20 protein-coding genes are annotated in these 26,411 nt (G+C 66.3%); 10 read left to right on the top strand and 10 right to left on the bottom strand.

What is annotated here, in order from left to right:
• Position 1: 1 nt before the first annotated feature.
• The 3 genes from FYJ28_RS09775 to FYJ28_RS09765 all read right to left on the bottom strand — a co-directional run bounded on the left by FYJ28_RS09775 (position 2) and on the right by FYJ28_RS09765 (position 5,149).
• The gene (locus FYJ28_RS09775) at positions 2–1,240 is read right to left on the bottom strand and encodes a L,D-transpeptidase (protein ID WP_154579151.1); all 1,239 of its coding nucleotides are present in this window, start codon (positions 1,238–1,240) and stop codon (positions 2–4) included.
• Between the two features lie 61 nt (positions 1,241–1,301).
• Positions 1,302–3,518, bottom strand: a complete 2,217-nt coding sequence (locus FYJ28_RS09770; RefSeq protein WP_195840644.1) for an acyltransferase family protein — start codon at positions 3,516–3,518, stop codon at positions 1,302–1,304.
• 143 nt (positions 3,519–3,661) lie between these two features.
• Positions 3,662–5,149, bottom strand: coding sequence for an SDR family oxidoreductase (locus FYJ28_RS09765; protein ID WP_154579149.1), 1,488 nt, complete (start codon positions 5,147–5,149; stop codon positions 3,662–3,664).
• 132 nt (positions 5,150–5,281) lie between these two features.
• On the opposite strand from FYJ28_RS09765, the gene FYJ28_RS09760 reads away from it, so the two are divergent.
• From FYJ28_RS09760 to FYJ28_RS17120, 3 genes are all read left to right on the top strand, one after another.
• On the top strand, positions 5,282–7,873 hold the full coding sequence (locus FYJ28_RS09760) for an ATP-dependent DNA ligase (RefSeq protein ID WP_154579148.1): 2,592 nt from the start codon (positions 5,282–5,284) through the stop codon (positions 7,871–7,873).
• A gap of 38 nt (positions 7,874–7,911) precedes the next feature.
• Positions 7,912–10,389, top strand: a complete 2,478-nt coding sequence (locus FYJ28_RS09755; RefSeq protein ID WP_154579147.1) for a phosphoketolase family protein — start codon at positions 7,912–7,914, stop codon at positions 10,387–10,389.
• Between the two features lie 172 nt (positions 10,390–10,561).
• Positions 10,562–10,780: a hypothetical protein gene (locus FYJ28_RS17120; RefSeq protein ID WP_195840643.1), complete on the top strand. Its 219-nt coding sequence runs from the start codon at positions 10,562–10,564 to the stop codon at positions 10,778–10,780.
• An 80-nt stretch (positions 10,781–10,860) separates the two neighbouring features.
• Here the strand turns inward: FYJ28_RS17120 and FYJ28_RS09745 are convergent, their stop codons facing one another.
• Together FYJ28_RS09745 and FYJ28_RS09740 are read right to left on the bottom strand one after the other, a co-directional pair.
• Positions 10,861–11,472, bottom strand: a complete 612-nt coding sequence (locus FYJ28_RS09745) for a zinc-binding dehydrogenase (protein ID WP_229780380.1) — start codon at positions 11,470–11,472, stop codon at positions 10,861–10,863.
• Between the two features lie 228 nt (positions 11,473–11,700).
• Positions 11,701–12,699: an SDR family NAD(P)-dependent oxidoreductase gene (locus FYJ28_RS09740; RefSeq protein WP_154579144.1), complete on the bottom strand. Its 999-nt coding sequence runs from the start codon at positions 12,697–12,699 to the stop codon at positions 11,701–11,703.
• Positions 12,700–12,855: 156 nt separating this feature from the next.
• On the opposite strand from FYJ28_RS09740, the gene FYJ28_RS09735 reads away from it, so the two are divergent.
• The gene (locus FYJ28_RS09735) at positions 12,856–13,851 is read left to right on the top strand and encodes a LacI family DNA-binding transcriptional regulator (protein ID WP_154579143.1); all 996 of its coding nucleotides are present in this window, start codon (positions 12,856–12,858) and stop codon (positions 13,849–13,851) included.
• 18 nt (positions 13,852–13,869) lie between these two features.
• Here the strand turns inward: FYJ28_RS09735 and FYJ28_RS09730 are convergent, their stop codons facing one another.
• The gene (locus FYJ28_RS09730) at positions 13,870–14,973 is read right to left on the bottom strand and encodes a GTP pyrophosphokinase (RefSeq protein ID WP_326831635.1); all 1,104 of its coding nucleotides are present in this window, start codon (positions 14,971–14,973) and stop codon (positions 13,870–13,872) included.
• 147 nt (positions 14,974–15,120) lie between these two features.
• On the opposite strand from FYJ28_RS09730, the gene FYJ28_RS09725 reads away from it, so the two are divergent.
• Genes FYJ28_RS09725 through FYJ28_RS09710 form a run of 4 tightly spaced genes read left to right on the top strand, consistent with a single transcriptional unit; the run spans position 15,121 to position 18,269 of the window.
• The gene (locus FYJ28_RS09725) at positions 15,121–15,876 is read left to right on the top strand and encodes an alpha/beta hydrolase (protein ID WP_154579142.1); all 756 of its coding nucleotides are present in this window, start codon (positions 15,121–15,123) and stop codon (positions 15,874–15,876) included.
• 33 nt (positions 15,877–15,909) lie between these two features.
• Positions 15,910–16,824 (top strand): carbohydrate kinase family protein, encoded by a 915-nt coding sequence (locus FYJ28_RS09720; protein ID WP_055242711.1) that lies wholly within the window; start codon positions 15,910–15,912, stop codon positions 16,822–16,824.
• Between the two features lie 46 nt (positions 16,825–16,870).
• Positions 16,871–17,401: a YbhB/YbcL family Raf kinase inhibitor-like protein gene (locus FYJ28_RS09715; protein WP_326831634.1), complete on the top strand. Its 531-nt coding sequence runs from the start codon at positions 16,871–16,873 to the stop codon at positions 17,399–17,401.
• A gap of 58 nt (positions 17,402–17,459) precedes the next feature.
• On the top strand, positions 17,460–18,269 hold the full coding sequence (locus FYJ28_RS09710) for an HAD family hydrolase (protein WP_154579140.1): 810 nt from the start codon (positions 17,460–17,462) through the stop codon (positions 18,267–18,269).
• On the opposite strand, the gene FYJ28_RS09705 is transcribed toward FYJ28_RS09710, so the two are convergent.
• Genes FYJ28_RS09705 through FYJ28_RS09695 form a run of 3 tightly spaced genes read right to left on the bottom strand, consistent with a single transcriptional unit; the run spans position 18,266 to position 22,853 of the window.
• Positions 18,266–19,000 (bottom strand): phosphatase PAP2 family protein, encoded by a 735-nt coding sequence (locus FYJ28_RS09705; protein ID WP_154579139.1) that lies wholly within the window; start codon positions 18,998–19,000, stop codon positions 18,266–18,268. The genes FYJ28_RS09710 and FYJ28_RS09705 overlap by 4 nt on opposite strands.
• Positions 18,997–20,298: an alpha/beta hydrolase gene (locus tag FYJ28_RS09700; RefSeq protein ID WP_154579138.1), complete on the bottom strand. Its 1,302-nt coding sequence runs from the start codon at positions 20,296–20,298 to the stop codon at positions 18,997–18,999. Before FYJ28_RS09700 ends, FYJ28_RS09705 begins: the two co-directional genes overlap by 4 nt.
• Positions 20,295–22,853, bottom strand: a complete 2,559-nt coding sequence (locus FYJ28_RS09695) for a bifunctional lysylphosphatidylglycerol flippase/synthetase MprF (RefSeq protein ID WP_154579137.1) — start codon at positions 22,851–22,853, stop codon at positions 20,295–20,297. The genes FYJ28_RS09700 and FYJ28_RS09695 overlap by 4 nt, the downstream gene beginning before the upstream one ends.
• 156 nt (positions 22,854–23,009) lie before the next feature.
• Between FYJ28_RS09695 and FYJ28_RS09690 the strand changes: the two genes are divergently transcribed.
• Together FYJ28_RS09690 and FYJ28_RS09685 are read left to right on the top strand one after the other, a co-directional pair.
• Entirely contained in the window at positions 23,010–23,804 is a 795-nt protein-coding gene (locus FYJ28_RS09690; protein ID WP_055243005.1) for a glycerophosphodiester phosphodiesterase family protein, read from the top strand.
• Between the two features lie 39 nt (positions 23,805–23,843).
• The gene (locus FYJ28_RS09685; RefSeq protein WP_154579136.1) at positions 23,844–24,953 is read left to right on the top strand and encodes a glycerate kinase; all 1,110 of its coding nucleotides are present in this window, start codon (positions 23,844–23,846) and stop codon (positions 24,951–24,953) included.
• Positions 24,954–24,957: 4 nt separating this feature from the next.
• Here the strand turns inward: FYJ28_RS09685 and FYJ28_RS09680 are convergent, their stop codons facing one another.
• Positions 24,958–26,271, bottom strand: a complete 1,314-nt coding sequence (locus tag FYJ28_RS09680) for a uracil-xanthine permease family protein (protein WP_055242697.1) — start codon at positions 26,269–26,271, stop codon at positions 24,958–24,960.
• Positions 26,272–26,411: the final 140 nt, after the last annotated feature.

The raw sequence follows: 26,411 nt of genomic DNA, 5'->3' as shown, positions 1-26,411 counted from the left end.
TTTAGGCCTTGGGCTGGGTTGAATATTCTGCCCAGGGCATGTTCCAGTCTCCGTAACCGTCCCAGACAGCGGCCGGCCCCACTTCGGTGTTCAGTACCTGCACCAGATCACCGGGCTCGAACGTGTCGTAAAAGTACTTGGCCCCTTCCGGGGACATGCCTATGCAGCCGTGCGAAACGTTGATGACGCCCAAAGCTCCCAGTGCGCCGGGCAGGGCCTGATGGACGAACACTCCGCTGTTGGTCAGCCTGCTGGCCCATGAGGCGTCGAAGGGCTCGTAATAGGCCGGGTCTCCGGGCTTCAAGCCGATGCTCTCTGCCCGGAACGGCAGGGTTTCGTGCTGGCTCATGACAACCTGGTAGCCACTCGGGGAAGGCCATTCCGCGTCACCCAGGGTTATGGGGAAGGAACGGGTGAGCTGTCCGTCGATGAACACCTGCATGGTCTTGGTGAGGTTGTCGACGACGGCGACCCTGCTGTTATGCACCTGGAAGGTGCGTGTCTCATTGAAGTTGCCGATCATGGAGTTGCCGAAGTCCACGCCGAAGAGCTTCATGTCCACGGTGACGGTGCTGTTTGGCTCCCAGAATGTCTCAGGGCGGTAGCGGGCCTTGGTGTCCGAGATCCAGTAGAACGCACCCGTCTGGGCACTGGTGCTGGTGACCGTGATGGCAGCTTCAACCGCCGGCTTGTTGAGGACCGGCTCGCTGAAGTTGATTTCGATCGGGTGGCCAACGCCGACCACTGACTTGTCCATGGGCGCCATAAAGGCGTTGGCCTCGTTTGGCGGCGTGACTGTGTGGAAAGTCTGCGAGCCCTTGGTGGTATTGCCGTTGGTGTCCGCCAGCGTGAAGGCGAACGTGTACTCCGTGTTGAACTCCAGCGGCTCGGAGGCCGTCCACTCGGAATCGTTGGCGGAGAGCTCACCGGCGACGTCTCCGCCGCCCGACTTCGGTGCAAGGCTGACGGACTCGATAGTGCCGTTCTGCACCTTGAGAACCGGCGTCGACGCAGGATTTACCTCAGCGGCGTTATCTGCGGGTTCCGCCGTGAAAGCTACCGGAACAGCCGGCTCGCTGGGCGTCGGGGACTGCGTGGGAGTGGTGGACTGCTGGGCGCCGGGTGCTTCTGTGTCGAAGACTCCGGTTGCCGCCGCGACACCGGCCGCACCACCGATCAGCAATACCCCCGCCGCTGCGGCCAGGACAAAACGCCGCTTGCGGCTGCTCTTTTCCTGCACTTTGTCCGTCCCCTACGTCTCTCTTTGACTGAAGTCATCCTACGTTAGCTGGGCTGTCCGGCTAACCGGCCACCCCGTCTTTTTCCAGCACTGAAGCGACCAGCGGGGCAAGCAGGCGGGACCCCTCGGCGCTGAGGTGGTAGGCATCGGCATACAGTGTGGTGCTGCCTGAAAAGGCAGGGCATCCTCCCTCTACACAGAACCACGCAGTGGTATCCACCCATTCCGCCTCCGGGTTCCCGGCGGCTGCCGCGGAGGATTCAATGTCTGCGCGGAGCTGATGATTGTCCGGCAAAGCGCTTTCGCAGTCACCGGGGGAACTGAAACGGGTGACGCACTGGGCCGGGTCCTTTGCCTCCGGAGGTGCGCTGAGTACAACTGTGCGCGCTGCCTTTCCCGCCAGCCTCTGATGGATCAGCTGTGTACCGGCGCTCCACTCGGCATCAGCGGCTTCACCGGTGGCGCGGCTGGCCAGGGCCGGGTCATACCGGAAAGACGAAACCACCAGCAGGTCCGGAGCAAGCTCTCCGATGCGCTGGACCGCCCAGTCCCGGAACTCAGTGCACTCGGGGTACGGTTCGCCTCCGATCCGTACCTGCGGGACATCTGCCGGCGCACATCCGGCAGCCGTAAAGACATGAATCCGCCATTCATCGGCGGACAGCGCTGTCCGGAGGGCGGGGAGGTATCCCATGGCCACGGAGTCGCCGTACAGGACCAGGTCCCGGTCTGCCTTCGGGCCCCCGTAGACACAGTGACCGGCGTTGGCCACCGGATTTGGATCCAGCGCTTCGTTGCTGCCCAGGCAGCCGTCCTGGATCCATTCGGCTGGTTTGGCATTGCGGCCGCCTTCCGTGAAGGCGCCGGGGTCCGGATCGAGATCCGGCCACGTACTGCTTCCGAGTGCGGTCCGAAGCGCAGCAGTATGTGCAATCAGCGGGTCAGGTCCGGGACCATCCGTGACTGCCCCGGCGGAAGGTGCGCGCGCGTCAAGAGCGGGCGGATCCGCTGCGGCAGGGGTATCAGCTGTGTGCAGGGTGGTCTGGAGTGCGACGGCGATCAGGGCCGCGGAAAGGAAGCCGCCGGTTGCCGCCAGGCCTGCGAGCCGGGCAGGCCTGGGTTCCATTGCCGGACGCCGGTACCGCCGGCCACGTTCCCGGTATGCGTAGCGCGGCTGCAGCCATCGTGAATGCCGGACCGGATTTTCAACCCAGTGAAATGAAAGAACCGACAGCAAAACGGTCAGTGCCAGAACGGGCAGCGGTGAGGCGTCCGGGAAGAGAGCGTCGGCGAACACGATGACGGGGAAATGCCACAGGTACAGCGAGTAGGAAATACGTCCGATGTAGCGGCTGCCCGGATTGGTGAGGGGCCACATGGCACGGTTGTGGCTTCGTCCACGGGCCCCTGTTCCAGCGGCCAGCACCAGCAGCGCCGAGACCACGGGGAGTGCGGCAGCCGGCCCGGGGAAGAGACTGTCTGCCGAGAGCACCGCGAAGGAGGCTGCGATTCCGGCCAGGCCGGCCCAGCCGGCGACGGCACGCCCCAGTGCCGGGATCCGGCTTAGCCAGGGAGCAGCCACTGCCAGCATCGCCCCGGCGCCAAGCTCCCAGGCGCGCGAGAACGTCGAAAAGTAGGCGGTTGTGGGGCGGTTAAGCGTCTCCCAGACTGCGAAGGTGAAACTGGCAGCGCAGAAGGCGCCGATGAACAGCAGCAGCAGGACCCGCATCCCACGGTCGGTGCAGCGCAGGGCTGCGGTGACCGCAATGCCGGTCAGCAGGATCCACGGCCAGAAAAGGTAAAACTGTTCTTCAACTCCCAGGGACCAGAAGTGCTGCAGCGGAGACACCGCCGTGCCGGCGTTCAGGTAGTCGGTTCCGGACGCCGCGAAGCGCCAGTTGCCCAGGAAGAAGAAGGACCAGACGGCGTCTTCCAGGATCGTCACTGCACGGCCGGGCCCAAAAATGATGAAGGCCGCCGCCGAAGTCGCAGACAGGACTGCTGCGGCGGCGGGAACCAGCCTGCGCACGCGCCGGCGGTAAAAGTCCGGCAGGGACAGTTTCTGCGGCGAGGTGATCTCCCGAACCAGGATGGTGGTGATCAGGAAACCGGAAATAACAAAGAAGATGTCGACGCCGGCGTAGCCGCCCGCGGGCCAGGCCAGCAGGTGGTGGGCCAGGACTGCCAGGACCGCCAGCGCACGCAGTCCCTCGATGTCATGCCGGAAGGCACCCGGCCGGTGCTGTGCCCGGGCATGCTCCCGGGCACGGCGGGACACGGGGAGAGACCTAGGCGCGGGCAATGCATCGCTTTCGCAGGACGGTCGGGACTGCATTGAATCTAGCCCGGGGATACTGCGGCCCGCCAATCAGCTTTTAAAACTGCTGCCGAACGTGCCGGCAGAATGGTCAGCCCGGGGGTTCACACAGCGTCAAGTTCCGCCATCCGCGCGGCCTGCCGGGTGATGTTTTTGGCCATGGACGGGAAAATCAGCCCGTGGAACGGATAGATCAGCCACCAGTACAGCCGTCCCAGCAGCCCCCGCGGGAAGTAAATGGCGCGCTGGCTGTACACACTGCCGTCGCCGTCGGGATCCACCCGGAGTTCAAGCCAGGCTTTGCCGGGGACACGCATCTCGGCCCGCAGCCGAAGCAGCGTCCCGCGTTCCAGGAACTCTACGCGCCACCAGTCAACGACGTCGCCGGTGAGCAGAGTGGCAGGGTTCCGCCGCCCGCGGGTCAGCCCTGCACCGCCCACTGTCTTGTCCAGGACACCGCGGATGGCCCAGGCCATGGGCAGTGAATACCAGCCGTTCTTTCCGCCGATGCCCTCGATGACCTGCCAGACGTGTGCCGGGTCAACATCGGAGCCGCGCCGCCGCTGGTCCACGTAAACGGTTTGTCCGGCCCAGTTCGGATCGGATGGCAGCGGCTCGGAGGCCAGATCGGCCGCGCTCGACGCGCTGGCCCACGTGGTTTCAACCTCGTTCCGCGCCTCTTTGCCGAGGGCCCGGGTAACGGCGTCGTGGTAGTTGGTCAGGCCGCCGTCGGGGGCGGGAATGTAGTCGTTGATGTCCCGTTCCTTGGCCACGGCGTCGTGCTGGAGCGATTCGACCAGCGGCCGGGACATTGAAAGCGGAATCGGCGTCACCAGGGCAACCCAGAGTCCTGCCAGTTTGGGAGCGGGAATCGGAAGGGCATAGATCCGCCGCCGGGGCAGGCCGGCCACCTCGGCGTAGCCGTTCATGATGTCCGCGTATTCCAGGACTTCTCCGGAGCCAATGTCGAAGGTACGGTTAAGGTCCTTTGGCAGATCCGTGGCACGGACAAGGTAATGCAGAACATCCCGGATGGCTATCGGTTCAATTCGCCGGCGCACCCAGCTGGGCGCCGGCATGACCGGAAGCGTTTCGGTCAGGTGCCGGATCATTTCGAACGACGCGGAACCGGAGCCGATCACCACTCCGGCCTGGAACACCACCGCCGGGACGGGCCCGTTCAGCAGGATCTCGCCGACGGCCGTCCGCGAGGCCATGTGCGGGGAGAGCTCGCCTTCATTTGGATGCAGCCCGCCCAGATACACGATGCGCTGGACGCCGGCCTTCTCGGCAGCATCCGCCACGATGTTGGCGATGTTCTCCTCCTGGGCCGCGAAGCCCTTTCCGGAGGCCATTGAATGCACCAGGAAGTACACCGTGTCCACGTCCTGGAAGGCCCCTTCCACAGATTCGGCATCGGAAAGGTCGCCCTGCACAATTTCGACGTCGTCATGCCAGGGGACGTCATTGAGCTTCTCGGGAGAGCGGACCAGCACCCTCACCGTGTGGCCGTCCGCCAGGAGAAGCGGAACCAGCCGACCGCCGATATAGCCCGTCGCTCCGGTGACCAAGACCCGCTGAGTGTCCGTCATTTCCCCAACATACACACCCGGGGGCCCGCTCCGGGGGCAGTTGCGCCAACCCTCGCAAAAACACTCAGAGATTTTGTAAGCATGCTGATGTCTACTGGAAATTGCTGCCCAATCCCGGTAAGACTAGAGGGCATGGCGACAACGGGAACGGCCCCGAAGCAGCGGGAAACGGTCAATGTGGACGGACACCGGCTGCGCCTGACCTCGCTGGACAAGGTGCTGTACCCCGAAACCGGAACCACCAAGGCCGACGTGCTGCACTACTACGCAGCCATTGCCCCAACCCTGATTCCCTACGCCCGCAACCGCCCCGCTACCCGCAAGCGGTGGGTCAACGGAGTGGGCACTCCCAAAGACCCCGGCCAGGTTTTCTTCCAGAAGAACATTGACGATTCCGCACCCAGCTGGGTCAAGCGGTACACGATTGAGCACAAGGACCACAACAACGCCTACCCGCTGGTAAACGACCTCGCCACGCTGACCTGGCTTGCCCAGCTCGCCGCCCTTGAGATCCACGTACCGCAGTGGCAATTCGGCCCCCGCGGGGTGCGGCAGAACCCGGACCGGCTGGTCCTGGACCTGGACCCCGGGGAGGGCGCCACGCTTGCGGACTGTGCTGAAGTTGCCAGGCAGGCGCGCAGCATCCTCACGGACATGGGACTGGACGCCCGGCCGGTCACCAGCGGTTCCAAGGGCATCCACCTCTACGCTGCACTGGACGGAGGGCAGACCTCGGATGAGGTCAGCGCCGTCGCCCACGAGCTGGCCCGCGCCCTGGAGGCCGACCATCCGGACCTGGTGGTCAGCGACATGAAGAAGTCGCTGCGCAGGGGAAAGGTCCTGGTGGACTGGAGCCAGAACAACGCCAACAAGACGACCATCTGCCCGTACTCGCTCCGCGGACGGTTCCATCCAATGGTCGCCGCCCCGCGGACCTGGGAGGAGCTGGAGGACCCGGACCTCGCCCAGCTCGACTATGAGCAGGTACTGGACCGCGTGGAGGACATCGGGGATCCGCTGGCCGGTATGCACGGAGGGGAAGCCGACGCCGAGGTGATTGAATCGGCAGCCGAAACGGACAAACTGCACAAGTACCGCAGCATGCGCGATGCGGCGAAGACTCCCGAGCCGGTCCCGGACGAAGCGCCCAAAGCGGTGGAAGGGGACGGGAACAGCTTTGTCATCCAGGAACACCACGCCCGGCGCCTGCACTGGGACTTCCGGCTGGAGCGCGACGGCGTCCTGGTGTCCTGGGCGGTACCCAAAGGCCCTCCCACCACGCCGGACAAGAACAACCTCGCCGTGCAGACCGAGGACCACCCGCTGGACTACGGGGGCTTCGAGGGAAGTATTCCCAAAGGGGAATACGGTGCCGGCGAGGTGACCATCTGGGACCACGGCACGTATGAGACCGAAAAGTGGCGGCCGGACAAGGAAGTGATCGTCACCGTGCACGGCCAGCCAGACGGCGGCCTGGCCCGCGACGGTTCGGCAGTGCGCCGCTTCGCCTTTATCCACACCGGCGGGCAGGACGGCAAGAACAACTGGCTGCTGCACCTCATGAAGGAGCAGCCGGCCAGACAGGAAGCCGGAGAATCTGCGAAACCTGCCGCGAAGAATGCCGCCAAGCCCAAAGAAAAGGAAAGTCCCGTCCAAGTAGCCCAGACCGCCACCAAATCCCGTCCGGAACCGCTGCCGCTCCCGGACGGTTCGGCGCTGAAGAAGGACATCAGGGACTCCGGCATGCCGTCGCTAAAGCCGATGCTGGCAACCCTCGGTTCCCGGGCTGACATCAATGACGACGCCGAGTGGGCGTTCGAGATGAAATGGGACGGCGTGCGCGCCATCGCCGAGGTGACACCGGAGGGAACCCGGCTGATCAGCCGCAACGGCAATGACATGACGGTGGCCTACCCCGAACTGCAGGAACTCGGCGGTGCGCTGAACGGCGAGCGTGCAGTGCTGGACGGCGAAATCGTCGCGTTGAACAAGGCCGGGCGCCCCGACTTCGGACTGCTCCAGCCCCGGATGCACCTCACCCGGGCCCGGGACGCGGAAGCTGCCGCGGCCAAGACACCCGTGCAGTTCATGGTCTTTGATCTGCTGTGGCTGGATGGAAACTCCCTGCTGGACCTCGGCTACGAACAGCGCCGCGAAATCCTCGAACAGGCTGTTGAACCCAGCGACGCCGGCGGACACATCCAGGTTCCACCCGCCCTGGACCTGGATATGGACGCCGCCGTTGAGGCCAGCAAGGAGCTGGGACTGGAAGGCGTCGTGGCCAAACGCCGGTCGGCGGACTATTCAGCCGGCACCAGGTCCCGGAGCTGGATCAAGCTGAAGAACCAGTTCACCCAGGAAGTAGTCATTGTGGGCTGGCGCCCCGGCCAGGGAAACCGGGCGAACAAGGTCGGTTCACTCCTGGTCGCCATCCCGGACGGGACCGAACTGCAGTACATCGGCCGGGTGGGGTCCGGCCTGAGCGAAAAAGACCTTGCCCTGGTGGGCTCCCGCCTGAAGAAACTGGCACGCAAAACCCCGCCGCTGGACGACGTACCGCGTGCCGATGCATCCGACGCACGGTGGGTCCGCCCGGTCCTGGTGGGTGAAGTGACCTACGCCGAACGGACCGGAACCGGCAAGCTCCGCCACCCCGTCTGGCGCGGGCTGCGGCCCGACAAACGGCCCTCCGACGTCGTACCGGAAATTCCAGCGCAACCCTGAGACCGTCCACCATCCCCAACCGGGAGGAACGCAGAGCGATGACCGACACCCGAACCCCTGAAGAGCGGCTGCCCGGGACGGCCCTGCCCCCGGAAGATCAACTCCAGGCGGTGGACGCTTGGTGGCGGGCGGCGAACTATCTGTCCGCGGGCCAGATCTACCTGCGCGACAATCCGCTGCTGCGCCGGCCGCTGGAGGCCGGCGATGTGAAGGCCCGCCTGCTGGGACACTGGGGGACCACCCCGGGACTGAACTTCATTTACGCCCACCTCAACCGGCTGATCAATGACACGGGGCAGCAGTTCCTGTTCATCACCGGGCCGGGCCACGGCGGACCTGCCAACGTGGCCAACTCCTGGCTGGAAGGCACCTATTCGGAGATCTACAGCCATATCGGCGAAGACGAGGACGGTCTGGCCGCACTCTTCAAGCAGTTCTCCTATCCCGGAGGAGTCCCCAGCCATGCGGCTCCGGAAACACCCGGCTCCATCCACGAGGGAGGGGAGCTGGGCTACTCCCTGGCCCACGCCTACGGAGCGGTGTTCGACAACCCGGACCTGGTTGCTGCCACCGTTATTGGTGACGGCGAAGCTGAAACCGGTCCGCTGGCCGCCAGCTGGCATTCCAACAGCTTCCTCGATCCGGCCGCCGACGGCGCCGTGCTGCCAATCCTGCACCTGAACGGCTACAAAATCGCCAACCCGACCGTGCTGTCCCGGATGCCCGAATCCCAGCTGGTGAAGCTCCTGGAGGGCTACGGCTACCGTCCGCACTTCGTGACCGTTTCAGATCCGGACGCTGTGATGGCCGCGCACGAGGACTTCGCCGCGGCCCTGAGCACCTGTCTGGCCGAAATCCATGCGATCCAGGAGCCCTACCGCACCGGCGAAAAGTCCGCGGCACCTGGCGATGCGCCGCGGCCGGCCGAGAGCGATCCGCAGGCTCCACGCTGGCCCATGATCGTTTTCCGCTCCCCGAAGGGCTGGACCGGCCCCCGCAGCGTGGACGGCAAGCCGGTGGAGGGAACCTGGCGGGCACACCAGGTGCCGCTGTCCGAAGTTCACGACAACCCCGAACACCTCGCGCAGCTCCGGGAATGGCTGCAGTCCTACCAGCCGGAGGAACTGTTCGACGCCGAGGGGCGGCTGCGCGGGGAGATCGCGGCCCTGGCTCCAGCCGGGAACCTGCGGATGAGTGCCACCCCGTACGCCAACGGCGGCCGCCTGCTGCAGGACCTGCGCCTGCCCGCCTACGCGGACTTCGCCGTCGACATCGAGGAACCGGGCAGTGAGCGGGTCAGCCCCATGCTCAACCTTGGCAGGTACCTGGCGGAGATCATCCGGCTGAACCCGGAGAACTTCCGGATTTTCGGGCCGGACGAAACGGCGTCGAATCGGCTGCAGGAGGTCTACGGCGTCACGGACAAGGTGTGGCAGCAGCGCATTGAGGCCGTGGATGAGCATCTGGCCCGGAGCGGGCGCGTGGTGGAGGTGCTCAGCGAGCACCTCTGTGAAGGCTGGCTGGAAGGCTACCTGCTGACCGGCCGGCACGGAGTCTTCAACTGTTATGAGGCCTTCGTCCACATTGTCGATTCAATGTTCAACCAGCACGCCAAGTGGCTGAAGGTCAGCCGCGAGCTGTCCTGGCGGCAGCCCATCGCCTCGCTGAACTACCTGCTCTCGAGCCACGTCTGGCAGCAGGACCACAATGGGTTCTCCCACCAGGACCCGGGTTTCATCGACCACGTGGTGAACAAGAAGGCGGACGTGATCCGGGTGTACCTGCCGCCGGACGCCAACACCCTGCTGGCGGTCACGCAGCACATCCTTGGGACCCGGGACCGGGTGAACGTGGTGGTCTCCGGCAAGCAGCCTGCTCCGGTGTGGCTGGACCCCGAACAGGCGAAGTTGCACGTGAAACGGGGGATTGGAGTGTGGGACTTCGCTGGCAGCGAAGACGAGTCCCCGGGTGCCAAGCCGGATCCCGACGTCGTGCTGGGCTGTGCCGGAGACGTCCCCACCCTGGAGACCATCGCGGCCGCGGCCCTGCTGAAGAACCAGCTTCCCGAGCTGCGGATCCGGGTAGTGAACGTGGTGGACCTGATGCGGCTGCAGGACTCCACGGAGCATCCGCACGGGCTCTCTGACCGGGACTTCGACACCCTGTTCACCAAGGACCGGCCGGTCATTTTCGCCTATCACGGCTATCCCTGGCTGATCCACCGGCTCACGTACCGCCGGACGAACCACGGCAACCTGCACGTGCGCGGCTACAAGGAGGAAGGCACCACCACCACGCCGTTCGACATGGCGATGCTGAACCAGATTGACCGGTTCCAGCTGGCCATCGACGTCCTTGACCGCGTACCGTCGCTGGGGTCCACCCAGGCCGGCTTCCGGCAGTGGCTGCAGGACGAGCGCCAGCGGTGCAGGCAGTACACCCGCGATGAGGGCCAGGACCCGCCCTACATCAGCGGCTGGACACTCGAAGAGGCCCAGCGCTCCACGCAAGACTAGGTTTCCCGCGGGCTACCGCCCGCCGGGATGGCATGATCCGTCTACACGCAGGAGAACTATTTCCAACGAACAGTCGACCATTTCCGTATCCCGCGTCATTGACGCACCGGCAGGGGACATCTTCCACCTGCTCTCCAACCCCGAGCGCCACCATGAGCTGGACGGTTCGGGAATGGTGGTTTCGGATGAGAAGACCGACCGCATCGCCAAAGTCGGCGATGTGTTCACCATGAACATGAACAACTCCAAGATGGGCGACTACAAGACGGACAACCACGTCACCGGCTTCGACCACAACAAGCTCCTGGCTTGGCAGACCGCCGTCGCAGGCACCGAGCCTGCAGGCTGGGAGTGGATCAACAAGCTCGCTGCTGCGGTGTCGGGTTCCTAACTCTTCTCGCACGACGACGGCGGCCGGCCCCTTTCGCTAAGAAGGGGCCGGCCGCCGTCGTAATGTCCTTCGAACGGGACTCAGTCGAAACGGACGACGACCTTGTCAGCGGCCCCGGGGGTCTGCGCCAGCTCCAGGGCCTCGAGCGCGCGGTCGAAGGGCAGTACATCGCTGATGATCAGCGCGTACTTCCGCCAGTTCTCGATGATGTCGTCGGTGACCTCGAAGATCTCCGTCGGATAGCCCATCGCGAAGACGATCGTCAGCTCGGTGGTCAGGATGGAGCCGAAGTCCAGCTCGACGGGCTTCTTGTGGACCGCCACGATGCCGAGCACCGCACCGGACTTCGCGACGCCGGCCACGGTCTGGGGGACCACGGGCGCCCCTGCTGCGTCAAGGAAGATGTCGGTTCCGGAGCGGGTGCCTCGGACCATCATGGTGGCGCCGTCGCCGTGCAGCTCGACGAGCCGCGCGGCCACGTCCTCCTCGGCTGAGTTGATCACGGCATCCGCGCCAACCTCGAGTGCCTTCTCCAGGCGGGAGGGAATGATGTCGACGACGACGATGTGGGAGACGCCGCGCCGGCGGTAACCCAGGACCGCGCCGAGTCCGATGGGGCCTGCACCGAAGATCACCACCTTGTCGCCCGCTTTGGGGTTGGTGCGGTTCACTGCGTGGTAGGCAACGGCCATGGGCTCGTTCAGGGCGGCAACCTCCCACGGAATCTCCAGGGGAATGACCCGCAGCTGGCGGCCGGGTACTGCGTCCCGGACCAGGACATATTCGGACAGCCCGCCCTGCGCACCGCCGCTCCTTGGTAGATCGGCTAGGTTCCCGCTGCCGCCCGGCAGCGGGTGGAGCGCAGCGGCCGGCTCCCTATATCGAAGGAAGCCGGCCGCCGTCGTAGTGTCTGGTGCTGTTTAGCCTGCGGACCAGCCGCCGTCGGACGGCATGATGGCACCGTTGATGTTCACGGAGTCGTCGCTGAGCAGGAACGTGATGGACGCAGCCAGGTCTTCGGCGGACGCCAGGCCGGGGATCATCACGCGGGCGGGGGTCAGGCGTGCTTCGCCGTACTCGGAGACCTTGCCGCCCATGGGGATGCCGGTGGCAACGCCGCCCGGAGCAACCGCATTTACACGTATGCCTTCCTTGGCATACATAAACGCGGCGCTCTTGGTGATGCCAACAACTGCGTGCTTGGATGCCGTGTAGGCCACGCCGGAAGCGGAGCCGCGCAGGCCTGCCTCGGAGGTGACGTTCACGATCGCGCCCTTGCGTGCCTCAAGCATGCCCGGCAGTACGGCGCGGGTCAGGCGGACCAGGCCGTCCACGTTTACGGCGAAGATCTTCTGCCACATGGCATCGGATACTTCGTGCAGCGGGCTGAAGTCGTCGTTGATGCCGGCCACGTTCGCCAGGCCGTCGATCTGTCCGCCGGCGGCCGCGATGATCCGGTCCACGGCTGCCAGGTCCGTGAGATCGGCGGCCACTGGAACAATGGCGTCGCCGAGTTCTTCGGCCAGTTCCTTGATCTTCACCTCGGCGATGTCCACGGCGATGACGCGGCCGCCTTCGCGGGCGATGCGGCCGGCGGTGGCACGGCCAATGCCGGATCCGGCACCCGTGACGATGATGGTCTTGTTCTCAAAGCGGCCCGGAACGGTGGGAAGCACTGTCTCTTCGAGCTCCGGCATCACTCCGCCGTTGGCAGCCTTGACCATTTCATCAACCGCGGCCTGCGGCATCTGTCCCTGGCTGAGGTCAACGAGCTGCTGGAGCTTGAGTCCGAGTGCAGGGCCGAGGGAAGCTTCGTCGCTTCCTGTCTGGGCAAGGAAACCGCGAAGTACAGGTCCGCCCACGGGGTGGTCCAGCCACTCCTGGATCGTGTTGCGGGCTGTCAGGGGTGCATTGGACATAGACGGTAGTCCTTTCAGGAGCGGAGGCGGCCGGGGTGCAGCCGCTCTTGGGTTACACGTGTAAGTAGCGCGTGTAAGGTCAGATTAGCTCAAATTCGGGCTCCTGTCGCAGGGCAGGCCAGCACGCTTGGACGGAACGGAAGGCAAGGCGCACTTATGGCATCTCGGGTGACGTCCGCTGATGTGGCGCGGGCTGCAGGGGTGTCCCGGGCCACCGTGAGCTACGTGCTTAACGGGCGCCCCGGCCAGAGCATCTCGGCCGCTACCCGGGCGCGTGTCCTGGCTGCCGCGCAGGAACTGGGGTACGCGCCGTCGAACGCTGCACGCACCCTGCGGCGGGGGCGCAGCGATCTGGTCTTGATGCTGCTGCCGCCCGAACCGCTGGGCCGGGCACTGGCCATGGTGCTGGACGGGGCGTCGGACCAGGTGGAACAGGCCGGTCTGCGCCTGATCGCGCACCGCCTGCCGGACGGGGGTGCTGCTGCACCGCTGGTGCGTTCCCTGGTCCCGGCGGCATTGATCCTCGCCACTCCGCTGCAGGAGAAGGATCTGGACGCCCTGCAGGCCACCGGTGTGCCCATGGCGTCACTGCAACAGGACCATGCCGACCCGCTGGGACCCGACCTTGGGATCGGCGCCCTGCAGGTGCAGCACCTGGCTGCTGCGGGACACAGGCGAATCGGCGTCGCCCTGCCCGCCGCTTCCGGTTATCAATGGCGGGCCGAGGCGCGCCTGGCAGCCATCGAGGAGGCGTGTGACCGGCACGGGGTGCTGCCGCCTGCCGTGGAGCGGATCGATCTTGATCCGGAGCAGGCTTCGGGGATCATTGGCCGGTGGGTCCGCACGGCCGAGCCGGTGACGGCAGCCTGCGCCTTCGACGACGAATACGCGTTCGCCCTGCTGGCGGGACTGTCCGCGCTGAACCTGTCCGCACCGGCAGACCTGGCCGTCATCGGAGCGGAAGATATTCCGCTGGCCCGGCTGGCTGTGCCTCCCCTGACTACGGTCAGCGTGCATGCCCGCCGCATCGGCGTGCTGTTCGCCCAGCTGGCTACGGAGTCACTGGTGGAACATGGCAGCTTCGGCGGGATAACCGGGGACCCGGAACAGAACCTGCCGCCGGTAACCCTCGTCCGCCGGGCCTCGGCTTAGCCCAGCAGGCGTGCGTCCCTAGTTTTCCCGCGCCCGGTAGAGCTGCATCTGCCGGTAGCGCCGGCCAAGGGATTCACGCCGCGGCTTGGACGGCGCATCCTCAGGTTCTGCAGTCAGGTCAATATGGGCTTTGCCGAACCGCCACAGCAGGAGATCGTCAAGCAGCCGGTCGGGCCCCGGAGAGTAGCGGTGGTCCAGGGCGGCACGGACCTCGGTGATAGCGTCAGCCTGCAGCAGCCCGGCCAGGTCCATGGTGGTCTTCAGCCCATGCGCCGCCAGCAGCTCAGCGGCCCATCCCCAGTCGTCCCCGGCCTTGCGGTTGACGTGGGGCAGCAGGGTCATCCAGACGTGCCTGATCCGGTTTGGCGTCAGCGGAGCGGAGCCTTCCCCCTCCTCATCCCAGAAGCCGGTCACCGTTTCGTAGCGCTCATGGAGCTCCGCGAACTCGTTCTCAACGGTTTCCAGCATGGCCGCCGTGGCGATGAACTGCCGGTCGAAGTACGGGCTCCAGGCCCGGGGGTCGCCGGCCTTAAAGCGGATGTCGTGCTCAATCTCCGACCAGGCGTGCGCCAGAACGGTGTGGATCTGCACTTCGAACAGATAGCTGCCATTGGGCTTCTGCGACGGCTCCAGCAAACGGTGGAATTCCCGCACCGTTTCATTCTGGATTGTGCGCAGGATCAGGTGCCGGCTGGAGTACCCGTAGGTCCCGGACTCAATCGAACCAATGTCTTTCTCCCGGTCGCCGCGGCAGTCGAACTCGGCCCGCTGGCGCTTGATGAGGTTCGCTGCCTCATCCACCTCGTGCGGCAGCGTCATGATGACACGCACGCCCACCAAATCGGTGAGGTTCCGCAGCGGATCGGGGAAAAGCAGGGTGGGCACCTCGTCCGGGTTTTCCGGCGGCAGTGTCCGTGATGCCTTGTCCCGGAAGGACTCCACCGACTTGGTCCGGGAAGCGATGAACAGCGGTTTCACGGAGCTGTCCGTGAACACGGCCCGCAGGCTTGCTTCCATCTCCGCCGTCACGGATTCAAGGGCCGGGCGGACCCGGGCGTACTCATCCGTGCTGGCCTGGACCACCGGGCGAAGCCGGTCATCCAGGGTGTCCCACGCGCTCACGTCTGTCCTTTCGCAGTTTCTGCCAGCCTAGGGCACGCCGCGGACACCGGCTGGGCCGGCGGCGGTTAGGCTCATCTCCAGATTAGGACGGAGGGCGGCACATGGTGTGCAGCCCGCGGCAGCCCGCAGGAAAGATTGAGGACCTCCATGCCCCAGCGCTTCAGCTACGGCAGCCATCCGGAACAGTTCGGAGAGCTTACCCTGCCGCCCCCCGGCACGCCGCCGCGCGGAACCGCAGTCATCATCCACGGCGGCTACTGGCGTTCGCTTTACTCCCTTGAACTGGGACGGCCACTGGCAGCGGACCTGTCCGGCCGGGGATGGGCAGCCTTGAACCTGGAATACCGCCGGGCCGGCAACGGGGGCGGCTGGCCGGAGACCTTTGAGGACATTTCCGCCGGCATCGATGCCCTGGCAGAGCTGGCAGGGTTTGCCGGCACCGAAGGGATTCCGGGTCCCGTCATCGCACTCGGGCATTCCGCCGGAGGGCACCTGGCCGTATGGGCAGCCAACCGGGACGCCCCGCGGGTGCCGCTGGACGCCGTCGTCAGCCAGTCCGGGGTGCTGGACCTGCTGCTCGCCCACGAACTGCGGCTCAGTGACGGGGCGGTGGAAAACTTCCTGGGCGCAGCGCCAAACGCGGAGCCGGAACGTTACCGGGCAGCGGATCCGGTGCAGCGGGTTCCGGCTCCGGTACCTGTGTTCGTCCTGCACGGCAGGGATGACACCACCGTGCCGGCTGACGTGTCCGAGTCCTATGTCCGGGCGGCGAAGGCAGCTGGTGGAACTGCCGAGCTCCGCCGGATCTCCGGCGACCATTTCGAGATGATCACTCCGGGCACACAGGCCTGGGATGAGGTCATCCAGGCCTTGGAAGATGCCGCCAAAACAGCATCCGGGTAGCGCCGCCCGGTCCGTAATCGGTAGGTTGAGGGCGTGATCACAGTCATCGGCGAAGCCCTTATCGACGAAGTTGTCAGCGACACCGCGCCCCGCCGGTCCCACCCGGGAGGCAGCCCGCTCAACGTAGCCGTGGGTGTGGCCCGGCTTGGACGGCCGGTGCAGTTCGTTGGCCGGTACGGCACCGATGCCTATGGGGTGCTGATCGCCGAGCACCTGAAATCCAACTCCGTCCTCAGCGCCCAGCCGGCCGACGACCGGCCCACCAGCGTGGCCACGGCCGTGCTCGATCCGGCCGGCGGCGCCCGGTACACCTTCGACCTGGAATGGGATCTGCCTGGTTTGGCGGACGCGCTGCCGCGGCTGCTGCAGGGCACCACGCTGCTGCACACCGGGTCCATTGCCACCATGCTCTCTCCGGGGGCGCATGAGGTCCTCGCCGCAGTTGAACGCGCGCACCCGCAGGCAACCATCACCTTTGACCCGAACTGCCGGCCCACCATCATCACCGATGTGTCCTATGCCCGCGAACAGGCGGAGAAATTCGTCCGTCTCGCCGACGTGGTCAAGGCATCGGACGAGGACCTGGCCTGGCTCTACCCGGACGAACCGGTGGAAGACTCCGCGCGGCGCTGGCTCGAAATGGGTCCCGCGGTCGTGGTTGTTACCCGCGGGTCCAAGGGCCCGTGGGCAGTGGCTGCCGCGGGAACCTGCGAAGTACCCGCAGTGACCGTGACCGTGGCGGATTCGGTGGGCGCCGGTGATTCATTCATGTCAGCGCTCATTGCCGGGCTGATGGACCGGGATTACGACGGCGCTGCCCGCCGTCCGGAGCTCCGCAGGATTGGCGTCGGGGACCTCGAGGCACTCCTTGCCTATGCCGCCCGCGCTGCGGCCATTACGGTTTCCCGGCCTGGCGCCGATCCGCCCTACCGGAGTGAACTGCTCTAGCAGCGTACCGTCCCGTCCGGGGCGGGAGATGAAAGGAAGTGTGCCCGTGGAAGCGTACGACCCCACAGAATCCCTGCCCCAGGTTCCCGCCCTTGAACTGAGCAGCGCCAACTTTGCCGCCGGCGGTCCGCTGGCAGCGTCGCAATACGCCACCGGAGCCGTTCCCGGCGGGCGTGATGCCTCCCCGCAGCTGAGCTGGACCGGTTGGCCGGAAGCAACCCAGAGCTTTGCCGTCACCATGGTGGACCCGGACGCACCCATACCCGGGGTGTTCTGGCACTGGGCCGCCGTAAACATTCCGGTGCGGGAGACATCGCTGACGGAAAACGCCTCCAGGTCAGGAATGCCCAAGGGCACACTGCAGCTGCTTAACGAACTTGGCGAAACGGGCTACACCGGGGCAGCTCCACCGGTGGGACACGGGAAGCACCGGTACTTCGTCATGGTCCACGCGGTGGACATTCCGTTCCTCGATGTCGCCGAGGATGCCCGGCCCGGCGTGCTTTCCATGGCACTGCGCAGCCACGCGCTGGCACGCGGGGTAATCATCGGCACAGCCGAACGGCCGGCACCCTAGCGCCTGAGGTTTCACGCCCCCGATTCCGGCTAGGCTGGAGGCCGACGGAAGGGCGGGAATGCGGCTGGTAGCGAGTGACCTGGACGGGACCATACTGGGCCCGGACAACAGGATCAGTGACCGGACCGTTAATGCGTTCCGCAAATGTGCCGACGCCGGTATCGCCATCGTGTTTGTCACCGGCAGGCCGCCGCGCTGGCTGGATCCGCTGCGCGAGCAGATGGGCCATACCGGCACGGTCATCTGCTCCAACGGAGCGATCCTCTACGACGTCCAGAGCGGGGAAATCCTCTGGTCCCGGCCTATTGGGCTGGACGGGATGTTCGAAGCTGCAGGCATCATCCGAGGTCTCTACCCTGCCGTGCATTTTGCCGCCGAGACGGAGGAGGGATTCCATCTGGAGCCCGGATTCCTGCAGGACGCCGGCGCGGATATGCTTGGCGCCGTCACGCCCAAACCGCTGAAGGACTCACTGGGCGGGGATGCCCGCGTGGTGAAATTCCTGGCCCGCGTTGAGGGCGTCCATCCGGACGAGTTCCTTAACAAGGTCAAGCCCGAAGTGGCGCACCTGGTCTCCACCACCCACTCCGCGCCCTCCGTTCCGCTGCTGGAAATGTCTGCGTCGGGACTGGACAAATCGGTGACCCTGGCAGAGTACGCGCGCTCGCTGCGGATAGAAGCGGCCGACGTCGTTGCTTTCGGTGACATGCCCAACGACCTGGGAATGCTCGGCTGGGCTGGCCGCGGCTACGCCATGGCCTCAGGACACCCAGCGGTCCGTGCCACAGCGGGGCACCTGGCGCCGCCCTTCGCCGAGGACGGCGTGGCGCAGGTCCTGGAAGACCTGCTGCGCGGCAGGCAGCCCTAGCCGGCGGGCAGGCTCCTGAGGCGCCGCGCGTGCAGGAGCTGGTGCACCGTTATCAGGATGGCCAGCCAAGCCAGCCCCAGGATCCAGGCCACCAGCACGTCCGTGAGCCAGTGGTGGCCCAGGTAGACCCGGCTCAGGCCAATAGCCAGGACAAAGACCGCCCCCGCCAGGACGGTGAGGAAACGGCTCCGGCGGGTATTCAGGTACAGGACCAGCAGGTAGGCGAGCGTTCCGATCACCACGAGGGAGTTTAGGGAGTGCCCGCTGGGAAAGGATGCCGAGTGCTCGTAGGGCGGCACGGCGTCGGACAGCGGAGGCCGTGAGCGGCCCACCAGGGCCTTGCCGGCCACCGTGAGCAGCAGCGATCCGGCCGCGGCGGACGCGGTAAGAATCAGCGGCGTCCAGCTCCGCTGCCACCGGCACAGCGCCAGAACTGCGGCAGCGGCGAGCACGGGGAGCCCGATGGTCCCGCCAAGGTTGGTCAGCCAGGTAACTGCGGTGTCGACTCCGGGAGAACGCAGCGTAATGGCTGCGTCGAGAACCGGCTGGTCCAGGCCCGCAACGCCGTCTTCTTCTACGACTGCCTCGTACACGCCGCCGGCCGCCAGAGCCAGCAGCAGTGCGGGGATCAGCCCCGCAGCGAGGGTTAGGAGCAGCAGGCCATGACGGCCCAGCACCTCCACGGCGCCGGCCAGCCGCTGCTTCATCCGGGCGGAAACGGCGTCGGTCATTGGTCCAGTATGCCAAGCCGGCGGCTCAGCCAGTCCAGGTTGCCGGCCAGGCCCTCTTTCCAGACCACCCAGGAGTGTCCGCCGGGGAGTTCCTGAAGCGTGACGTCCATGCCGGCGGCCTTGGCCGCCTCATACACCTGGCGTCCCTGGTCCGCGTAGGTGCTGTCATCCCTGCCGACCACCACAATCCCGGCACTGTCCGGGAAGGACCCGGTTTTCAGGACGTCCAGGGCGTTCTGTGCGGTGAAGGCCGCAGAGTTCCCGCCGAAGTAGGTGCTGAGCAGGGACTGGATCCCGCCCGGAACCGTGGGCGCATTCTCCCCGGCAATATCCACGAACGTTGGATAGGCATCCGGGAAGTTCACGGCCAGCTGCAGCGCGCAGGTGCCGCCGTAGGAATACCCTGCCGCCGCCCATTGCCGGGAGCTGCTGAGGCCAGCCGCCAGGTTTCCCCGGACCCAGCGCGGCACATCCTCAGCGAGATAGGTTGCACCGCGTCCCTGGCTGGAGTCCAGGCACAGGGACCAGTTGGCATTGGCGCCGCCGGAGAGATCAGGCACAACGACGACTGGTGCAAGGCCTTTGTGCCCGGCAGCGAAGTCATCCATGACGGACTGGAGCTGGCCCCCGGTGAACCAGTCGGCGGGAGAGCCCGGCTGCCCATGGAGCGCAAGGATTACGGGCAGGTTCTGTGCGGGCGGGGAGGCAAGATAAGCCGGCGGAAGATAGACCAGTCCCGATCCGGCCTGGTATCCGGATCCGGATTCGGGGATCCGCGTCTGATACACCTTTCCCTGCGCGGGCATGTCCGCGGGCGGGGTCCAGTTCGTCTCCGTGGCAGGCTGCGGCGGGTCCTGGCCTGCCGGGGGGCTGCGGGTTGGCAGCGGGCCGCTGGATTCGCCCGGGTTCACTACCAGGGATTCAAGGGTTGGATACTGCGAGTAGGCCATGTTCGCCCCGGAGACGGCAGCGAGGAGCACCGCTGCTGCTGCCGCGGCCGTCACGATCCGGGACAGTGCCCGCCGGCTGGCCCTCCATCGCGGAACTACCAGGAGGAGGGCCAATATTCCCGCTGTGGAATATAGGTAGAGGTAACGCGGAAATGAGGCGTTCCACCACTCCAGCAGCACCTCTGCGGCAAGGAACAGCAGGATGGTGCCCGCTCCCGCGCCGATCAGTGCCAGTGGCACCAGCCGGGTCAGGTACCGCCGCGTGCCCCAGCACAGCCAGCACAGGCCGGCCAGGCCCAGCAGGAACACCACTGCCGGTACCGGCCCCGTGGTGAGGGAAAGGCTCATCGCTGGCTGCCCACGATCCTCCGAGCCATGGTGAACGTCTGCCCCACCGACACGTGCGGAAGATAGGCGCGGGTGAGCGCATTGGCAATGGCCGGAAGAGTGGCGGCGTCCAGGTAGGTCATGTACAGCGGAACGTACTGCGGCTGGAACTTGGCTTTGTAGGCCAGCAGGGACCGGAAGCCGTACACCGGTTCCAGCGCAGCGCCCAGCCGGTTCATCACCCAGTCCAAAGCCGGAGGAGGGGCGGCGGCGTCGGGTTCCGCGCTCTTGCCGGCCGCCGAAGCCGCGCTTCTGGCCAGCGGGGCGCCGGAGAGGCTCAGCAGGCTGAATCCCTCGTCCTGCAGGGACAGTGCTGCCGAGGCGATGAGGAAGTCCATTGCAGCAGGGAACCCGCGGCCCCGGCGGCGCATGAAGTCCAGCGTCCAGCCGACAATCCTGCCGTCCCGGTAAATGGGGAGCCAGGACGTTACCCCGTGGACGGTGCGGTCCTGGTCCACCGCCAGGAGCAGCCGCACGCCGTCGTCGTCGATCTCTTCAAGCCCGCCAAGCGTAAAGCCCATTTCCGGCATTTGCTTGTCTGCCACCCACTCCTCGGAAATCGCGTTGATCTGGTCCAGAACGGACAGTGGGGCCTTGCTGTAGGTGGTCCATTCGGCGCGGATCCCGGCCTTTCCAGCCCGGTTGAACGCCGTGCGGACATCCTGGAACCGCTTGCCCTTGAAGACCAGGGACCCCAGCGGCAGGATCGTCTCCTCGGCCACCTGAAGATCGGTATGTCCCAACCGCGCAGTGGCCTCCCGGGTTGCCGCGTTCACGGAGTAGAAACAGGCCGTCACCCCGGAATCAGCGCAGTAGGCGGCGAAACCGTCCACGCTTTGCTGCAGTTCCTGGGGTGGGCCCACCGGATCCCCCACTGTGAGGGCCACGCCGGAACCCAGCCGGTAGGCAATGTAGGAGTTGCCGGTGGGTGAAAACCAGTAGGAATTCCCGCTCCAGAGAGTCATCCAGGCCATGGTGCTCCCGCCCGTGGCCTTGAGCAGCGACCTGGCGCGCTCCTTGGCTTCGGTATACGGCGCGTAGGCGGGCAGGCTGAAGGAGCGCAGCACCAGAACGCACACGAGGATCCAGAACACCACACCCACACCCTCGTAAAGGATGGTTGCGGGCGCGTAGGCGGGCAGCAGCTGCGGGGCGCCGACCGTGAGTTCGGAGACCGGGAGGAACCGGAGCGGGAGGTCCGCAAGCAGGCTGGACAGGGTGGCAGCGGGCGTGAAACCGCTGCGCAGAAGCAGTCCGCCTCCCACCCAGGCCCCAGCCAGCAGCACGGCTGCGGCGAAGCAGGTCAGGAAGAGCCTTCGGTACGTGCCCGGCGGTGCACTGACCTGGAAAAGGCGGCGTCCGCTTACCGCCAGGAGCACAAAGACCAGCAGCGGCAGGAGCATGGGAAGGACCAGGGGCAACGGCTGGCCCGAGGCCCCGAATCCGAACACCGGGCCCAGTTCACCGGACAGGAACAGGATGATCCGGATGCCGGCTGCAAGAATCATGAGGCCCTGCAGGGTCAGGGCGCTGATCCACGCGAACCGGCGGCCACGGCGCAGGCCCACGGCAAAAACAAGCAGCAGCACCTGGGGAAGCACGGCGAGAAAGAATCCTGCCGGGCCGGCGCTCAGTTCCAGCTTTGCGGCCCGGCATTCAGCCTGCCGCGCGGAATCCGCGCAGAGGCTGGCCAGGGCCGCCGGGTCCAGCGTTTCCGCGTTGGTGAACAAGTACGCGAGGATGGCCAGCGGCCCCACGGCACGTACGTTCAGGGCAGCGATGACCGGCCCTGCAGCAGTGGCCGCCACGGCGAGGGCCACCAGAATCCGGGCCTCACGGCGGCTGGACACGAAGCCCTGCGGGCGCCGCGGCCGCCTGCCGAAGAGATATGGACCCCACAGACCGCCAACGACGGCGCTGCCCAGTGCCATGACGTCCCGCAGGGAACCCGAGAAGAGTGCCAGCACCACCAGCAGGGTGTAGAGCAGCAGGCGGATCCTGCGCCGCCAGAGTGTTCCGAGCCCGGCCGACGCCGCTCCGGCAACGCCGCAGAAGAGCGCCACCGGGCCCACGAAGGTATCTGTGCTGAGTTCCCGCCCCCAGGCGTCGAAGACCGTGCGGGTTACCGCGGTGAAGCCGATCGCCAGCAGGGCGCCGGCGAGCTGCGTTCCAAGGGCGGCCGCAAGGAAACGGCGGCTTCCCAGCAGGCGTTCCGCCGGCAGCCCCACCGCCAGTGCCAGGAGGGTACCGCTGAGATAGCCTGCCAGCCCGTTGGCCCACAGAGCCGAGAGGATCAGGGCAGGCCAATACTGCGGCAGCGTGGTGACCGAGACGCTCACCCACGGGAGAAGCTCACCCTCCGGTCCTGTGATGATGGAGGACGTCAGGATTCCCAGGAACCAGAACAGCACAAGGACAGAAACAGTGACAGGAGACCGTGTGATGGTCCCGCGCAGGCCATCCACGGGCCAGCGGAGGTAACGGCCTGCTGCCTGCCGTGCGGAACCGTGCTCCATGGGCACCTCCAGGGTTTGCCGGCGCGGCACCGAAGGCCCCCGCCCTCGGTGGAGCAAGTCTAGTTCCGGGACCCCACCGGCGGACCGGGGGGAAGCCGAAGACGGGCGGCAACCGGAGATAAAGTACACCCTGTGAGCCAGAAACTGCCGTACTTCATGCCGCCCGCTCCTGCATCTGCGCACCCGTCAGGGGCTTCGGAGCCAATTGGCCTCTCCCACCGCGGTTTCAGCCCGGACGGGCTGGAGAACACCATGGCCTCCTTCGAAGCCGCCGTTGACCTGGGCTTCGGCTACCTGGAAACGGATGTCCGCACCACGAGCGACGGCGTCCTCATGGTGTTCCACGATGAGACCCTTGACCGGGTTACCGATTCCACCGGACCTCTGAGCGCCTACAGCCTGCGCGAGCTGGCAGGAGTCCGGGTGGGCGGCACCGAGCCGATCCCCACGCTGGAGGACGTCCTGGTCCGGTGGCCTGACGTTCGCCTGAACGTGGACATCAAGGACGCCGCCGGAGCTGCGGCTCTGGCGGCCCTGATCGAAAAGCACCAGGCCCATGACCGGGTGCTCGTGACGTCCTTCTCGGACCGGCGCCGGCTGGACTGCCTGCGCCGGCTCTCCAGCCCGGCCGCGAGTTCTGCCGGATCCTTCTCAACGGCTGCACTGCTGCTCCTCTCACCGCTGGGTCTGGGACGGCTGATTGCGCGGCTGGGAAGATTTCAGGCGGTGCAGGTTCCGGTGAGCTTCCGCGGGGTGCCGGTAGTGCGGCCGGCTTTTGTCCGGCGCTGCCATTCCGCCGGAATCGAGGTGCACGTCTGGACCATCAACACCCGCCCGCTGATGGAAGGACTGCTGGACCTGGGAGTCGACGGACTGGTCTCGGACCGCGCGGACCTGCTCGCTTCGGTGCTCTCCGCCCGCGGAGCCTGGCCGCAGGGAGCCGGCGCGTAGAACTGTCCTGCTCCGGCGGCGGCTGGCAGGATGGGAACCATGCGCGTGCTCATAGCCCCGGACAAGTTCAAAGGCAGCCTCACCGCTGAGGAAGCCGCTGCCGCCATGGCGCAGGGGGTGTTTGCGGTCTACCCCGACGCCGAAGTTACCCGGATTCCGGTGGCCGACGGCGGCGAGGGAACCTTGGAGGCGGCTCTCGCCGCGGGCGCCGTCGAGCGCTCCACCCGGGTCCGCGGACCGTTGGGCCGCGAAGTGACCGCAGTCTGGGCGATGGACGGCACGACGGCGGTCCTGGAAACCGCGCGCTCCTCCGGCCTGATGCTCGTGGAACCGTCAGTGCAGACGTCCCTGGCGGCGTCGAGCTTTGGCAGCGGGCAGCTGATCACGGCGGCGCTGGACGCCGGAGCACGCGAGATCATCCTGGGCATCGGCGGATCAGCAATGACCGACGGCGGCTCCGGGGCACTGACAGCGCTGGGGCTGCGGATCCTCGACGCTGCCGGTGAGCCGGTACCCCCGGGCGGGGCCGGGCTGGCCCTGGCAGCAGCTGTCGATGCATCCGGACTGGACCCCCGGCTCAAGGACACCCGGATCCGGATTGCCGCGGACGTGACCAACCCGCTCACCGGGCACAACGGTGCAGCCCACGTTTTCGGCGGACAGAAGGGAGCGGATTCCTCGGCACGGCTGCTGCTGGATGAAGCCCTGGCAAACTGGGCGCGCCTGCTTCAAGAGGCAACGGGCATCGACGTTGACATCCCCGGGGCAGGGGCCGCCGGCGGATTCCCCTCAGCCTTCCTGGCGTTCACCGATGCCGGAATCGAGCCCGGTTTTGAGCTCATTGCCGCACTGGTGGGCCTGGAGCCGGCTCTTTCGCGGGCAGACCTGGTTCTCTCCGGCGAAGGGTCCATTGACGAGCAGACACGCTTCGGCAAGGCTCCCCTGGAGGTAGCCCGGTTGGCCGCTGACCGGGGTATTCCGGTGGTGCTGGTGGCCGGGGCCATCACGCTGGGCCCGAAGGTCCTGGCTGAGTACGGGGTTGAGGCAGCGGTGAGCGTCCTGGACCTTGCCCAGAGCCCGGAGGATGCGATGGCACGGGCAGCGTTCTACGTTGCCCGTGCCACCCAGGCGGCCCTGGAAGGGGCCTAGGTTCCTAGCCCAGGCTGGACGGCGTGGCGCCGACGTCTTCCTGGGGTTCATCCGGCATGGTGCCGCGCCAGCGAGCGATGGCCATCATGCCGTGGTAGATCACCAGAGTGGCAGCGGTGCCCAGGGCGATGCCCTCGAAGGTCAGGCCGCCAACGTTCCAGGTGTAGTTCGCGATGCCAACCACCAGCGCAACTCCGGCCACGGAGAGGTTGATCGGGTTGGAGAAGTTCACCCGGTTGTCCACCCAGATCCGGACGCCGAGGATGCCGATCATGCCGTACAGCACCACTCCGGCACCACCCAGCACACCCGGGGGAATGGTGGCGATCATGGCACCAAACTTGGGGAAGAGGCTCAGCAGCACCGCGGTGATGCCGGCGACCCAGTACGCGGCAGTGGAGTACACCCGGGAGGCCGCCATGACGCCAATGTTCTCGGCGTACGTGGTGGTTCCGGAGCCGCCGCCGGAGCCGGCCAGCATTGTGGCCACGCCGTCAGCCATCAGCGCCCGGCCGGTGTAGGGATCCAGGTCCCGCCCGGTCATGGCGGCCACGGATTTCACGTGGCCGATGTTCTCTGCCACGAGTACCAGGACAACCGGCACGAACAGCCCAATGACGTTGAAGTGGAAGGTCGGGGCGGTGAACTGGGGCAGGCCGAACCAGGCTGCGTCACTGATGGTGGAGAAGTCCACTTCGCCCTGAATGATGGCGGCGACGTAACCGGCCAGGACGCCTACCAGGATGGAAAGGCGGCCGATGAGTCCCTTGAACAGGACAGTGGTCAGCAGGATCACGACGACGGTGACCGTGGCCGTGATGGGACCGGCTTCGTAGTTGGTGCGTGTGGTGGGGGCCAGGTTCAGCCCGATCAGCGCCACGATTGCGCCGGTGACCGTCGGCGGCATGAGGACCTGGATCCAGCGGGTTCCGGCCAGCTGTGCGGCGAGCCCGATCAGGAACAGGGTGGCGCCGGCCATGATGATGCCGCCGAGGGCTCCGCCCGGACCGTGCTGGTTTACTGCAGCGCTGATCGGCGCGATGAAGGCGAAGGAGGAGCCCAGGTAGCTGGGCACCTTTCCGGCAGTGATGATCAGGAAGAGGATGGTGCCGACGCCGGAGAAGAACAGCGTGGTGGCGGGCGGGAAACCGGTTAGCAGCGGAACCAGGAAGGTGGCGCCGAACATCGCGACGACGTGCTGGGCGCCGATGCCAATGGTCCGCGGCCAGCTCAGCCGCTCATCCGGTGCGACGTATGAGCCGGGAGTGACTGTCCTGCCGTTCCCGTGGATTTTCCAGTCTGTGCCGAACCTGCTCATGCGTGTGCCTTCCAAAGGACAAAGGGGGATTGATTCGTGGAGAATGTTACCGGCGGGGCGACTGTGCCACGCTATGTTGCACGCACTTGGAATTTTACCGGGAAAGCAGTTGGGCCGAAGGCGGCCTGTGACGGACGGAT

It is taken from the genome of Arthrobacter sp. BL-252-APC-1A (assembly GCF_009696625.1).
GTDB lineage: Bacteria > Actinomycetota > Actinomycetes > Actinomycetales > Micrococcaceae > Arthrobacter_B.
The sequence above is the reverse complement of the archived record's forward strand: the minus strand, read 5'-3'. Positions and strand labels throughout refer to the sequence as shown.

Excerpts from the sequence above, each read along its gene's own strand:
- FYJ28_RS09705 (WP_154579139.1), bottom strand. The coding sequence starts at position 19,000 with ATGACCGACGCCGTTTCCGCCCGGATGAAGCAGCGGCTGGCCGGCGCC.
- FYJ28_RS09690 (WP_055243005.1), top strand. The coding sequence starts at position 23,010 with ATGCCGCCCGCTCCTGCATCTGCGCACCCGTCAGGGGCTTCGGAGCCA.
- FYJ28_RS09710 (WP_154579140.1), top strand. The coding sequence starts at position 17,460 with ATGCGGCTGGTAGCGAGTGACCTGGACGGGACCATACTGGGCCCGGAC.
- FYJ28_RS09725 (WP_154579142.1), top strand. The coding sequence starts at position 15,121 with ATGCCCCAGCGCTTCAGCTACGGCAGCCATCCGGAACAGTTCGGAGAG.
- FYJ28_RS17120 (WP_195840643.1), top strand. The coding sequence starts at position 10,562 with ATGGTGGTTTCGGATGAGAAGACCGACCGCATCGCCAAAGTCGGCGAT.
- FYJ28_RS09735 (WP_154579143.1), top strand. The coding sequence starts at position 12,856 with ATGGCATCTCGGGTGACGTCCGCTGATGTGGCGCGGGCTGCAGGGGTG.
- FYJ28_RS09755 (WP_154579147.1), top strand. The coding sequence starts at position 7,912 with ATGACCGACACCCGAACCCCTGAAGAGCGGCTGCCCGGGACGGCCCTG.
- FYJ28_RS09765 (WP_154579149.1), bottom strand. The coding sequence starts at position 5,149 with ATGACGGACACTCAGCGGGTCTTGGTCACCGGAGCGACGGGCTATATC.
- FYJ28_RS09685 (WP_154579136.1), top strand. The coding sequence starts at position 23,844 with ATGCGCGTGCTCATAGCCCCGGACAAGTTCAAAGGCAGCCTCACCGCT.
- FYJ28_RS09695 (WP_154579137.1), bottom strand. The coding sequence starts at position 22,853 with ATGGAGCACGGTTCCGCACGGCAGGCAGCAGGCCGTTACCTCCGCTGG.
- FYJ28_RS09700 (WP_154579138.1), bottom strand. The coding sequence starts at position 20,298 with ATGAGCCTTTCCCTCACCACGGGGCCGGTACCGGCAGTGGTGTTCCTG.
- FYJ28_RS09680 (WP_055242697.1), bottom strand. The coding sequence starts at position 26,271 with ATGAGCAGGTTCGGCACAGACTGGAAAATCCACGGGAACGGCAGGACA.
- FYJ28_RS09745 (WP_229780380.1), bottom strand. The coding sequence starts at position 11,472 with ATGGCCGTTGCCTACCACGCAGTGAACCGCACCAACCCCAAAGCGGGC.
- FYJ28_RS09740 (WP_154579144.1), bottom strand. The coding sequence starts at position 12,699 with ATGTCCAATGCACCCCTGACAGCCCGCAACACGATCCAGGAGTGGCTG.
- FYJ28_RS09760 (WP_154579148.1), top strand. The coding sequence starts at position 5,282 with ATGGCGACAACGGGAACGGCCCCGAAGCAGCGGGAAACGGTCAATGTG.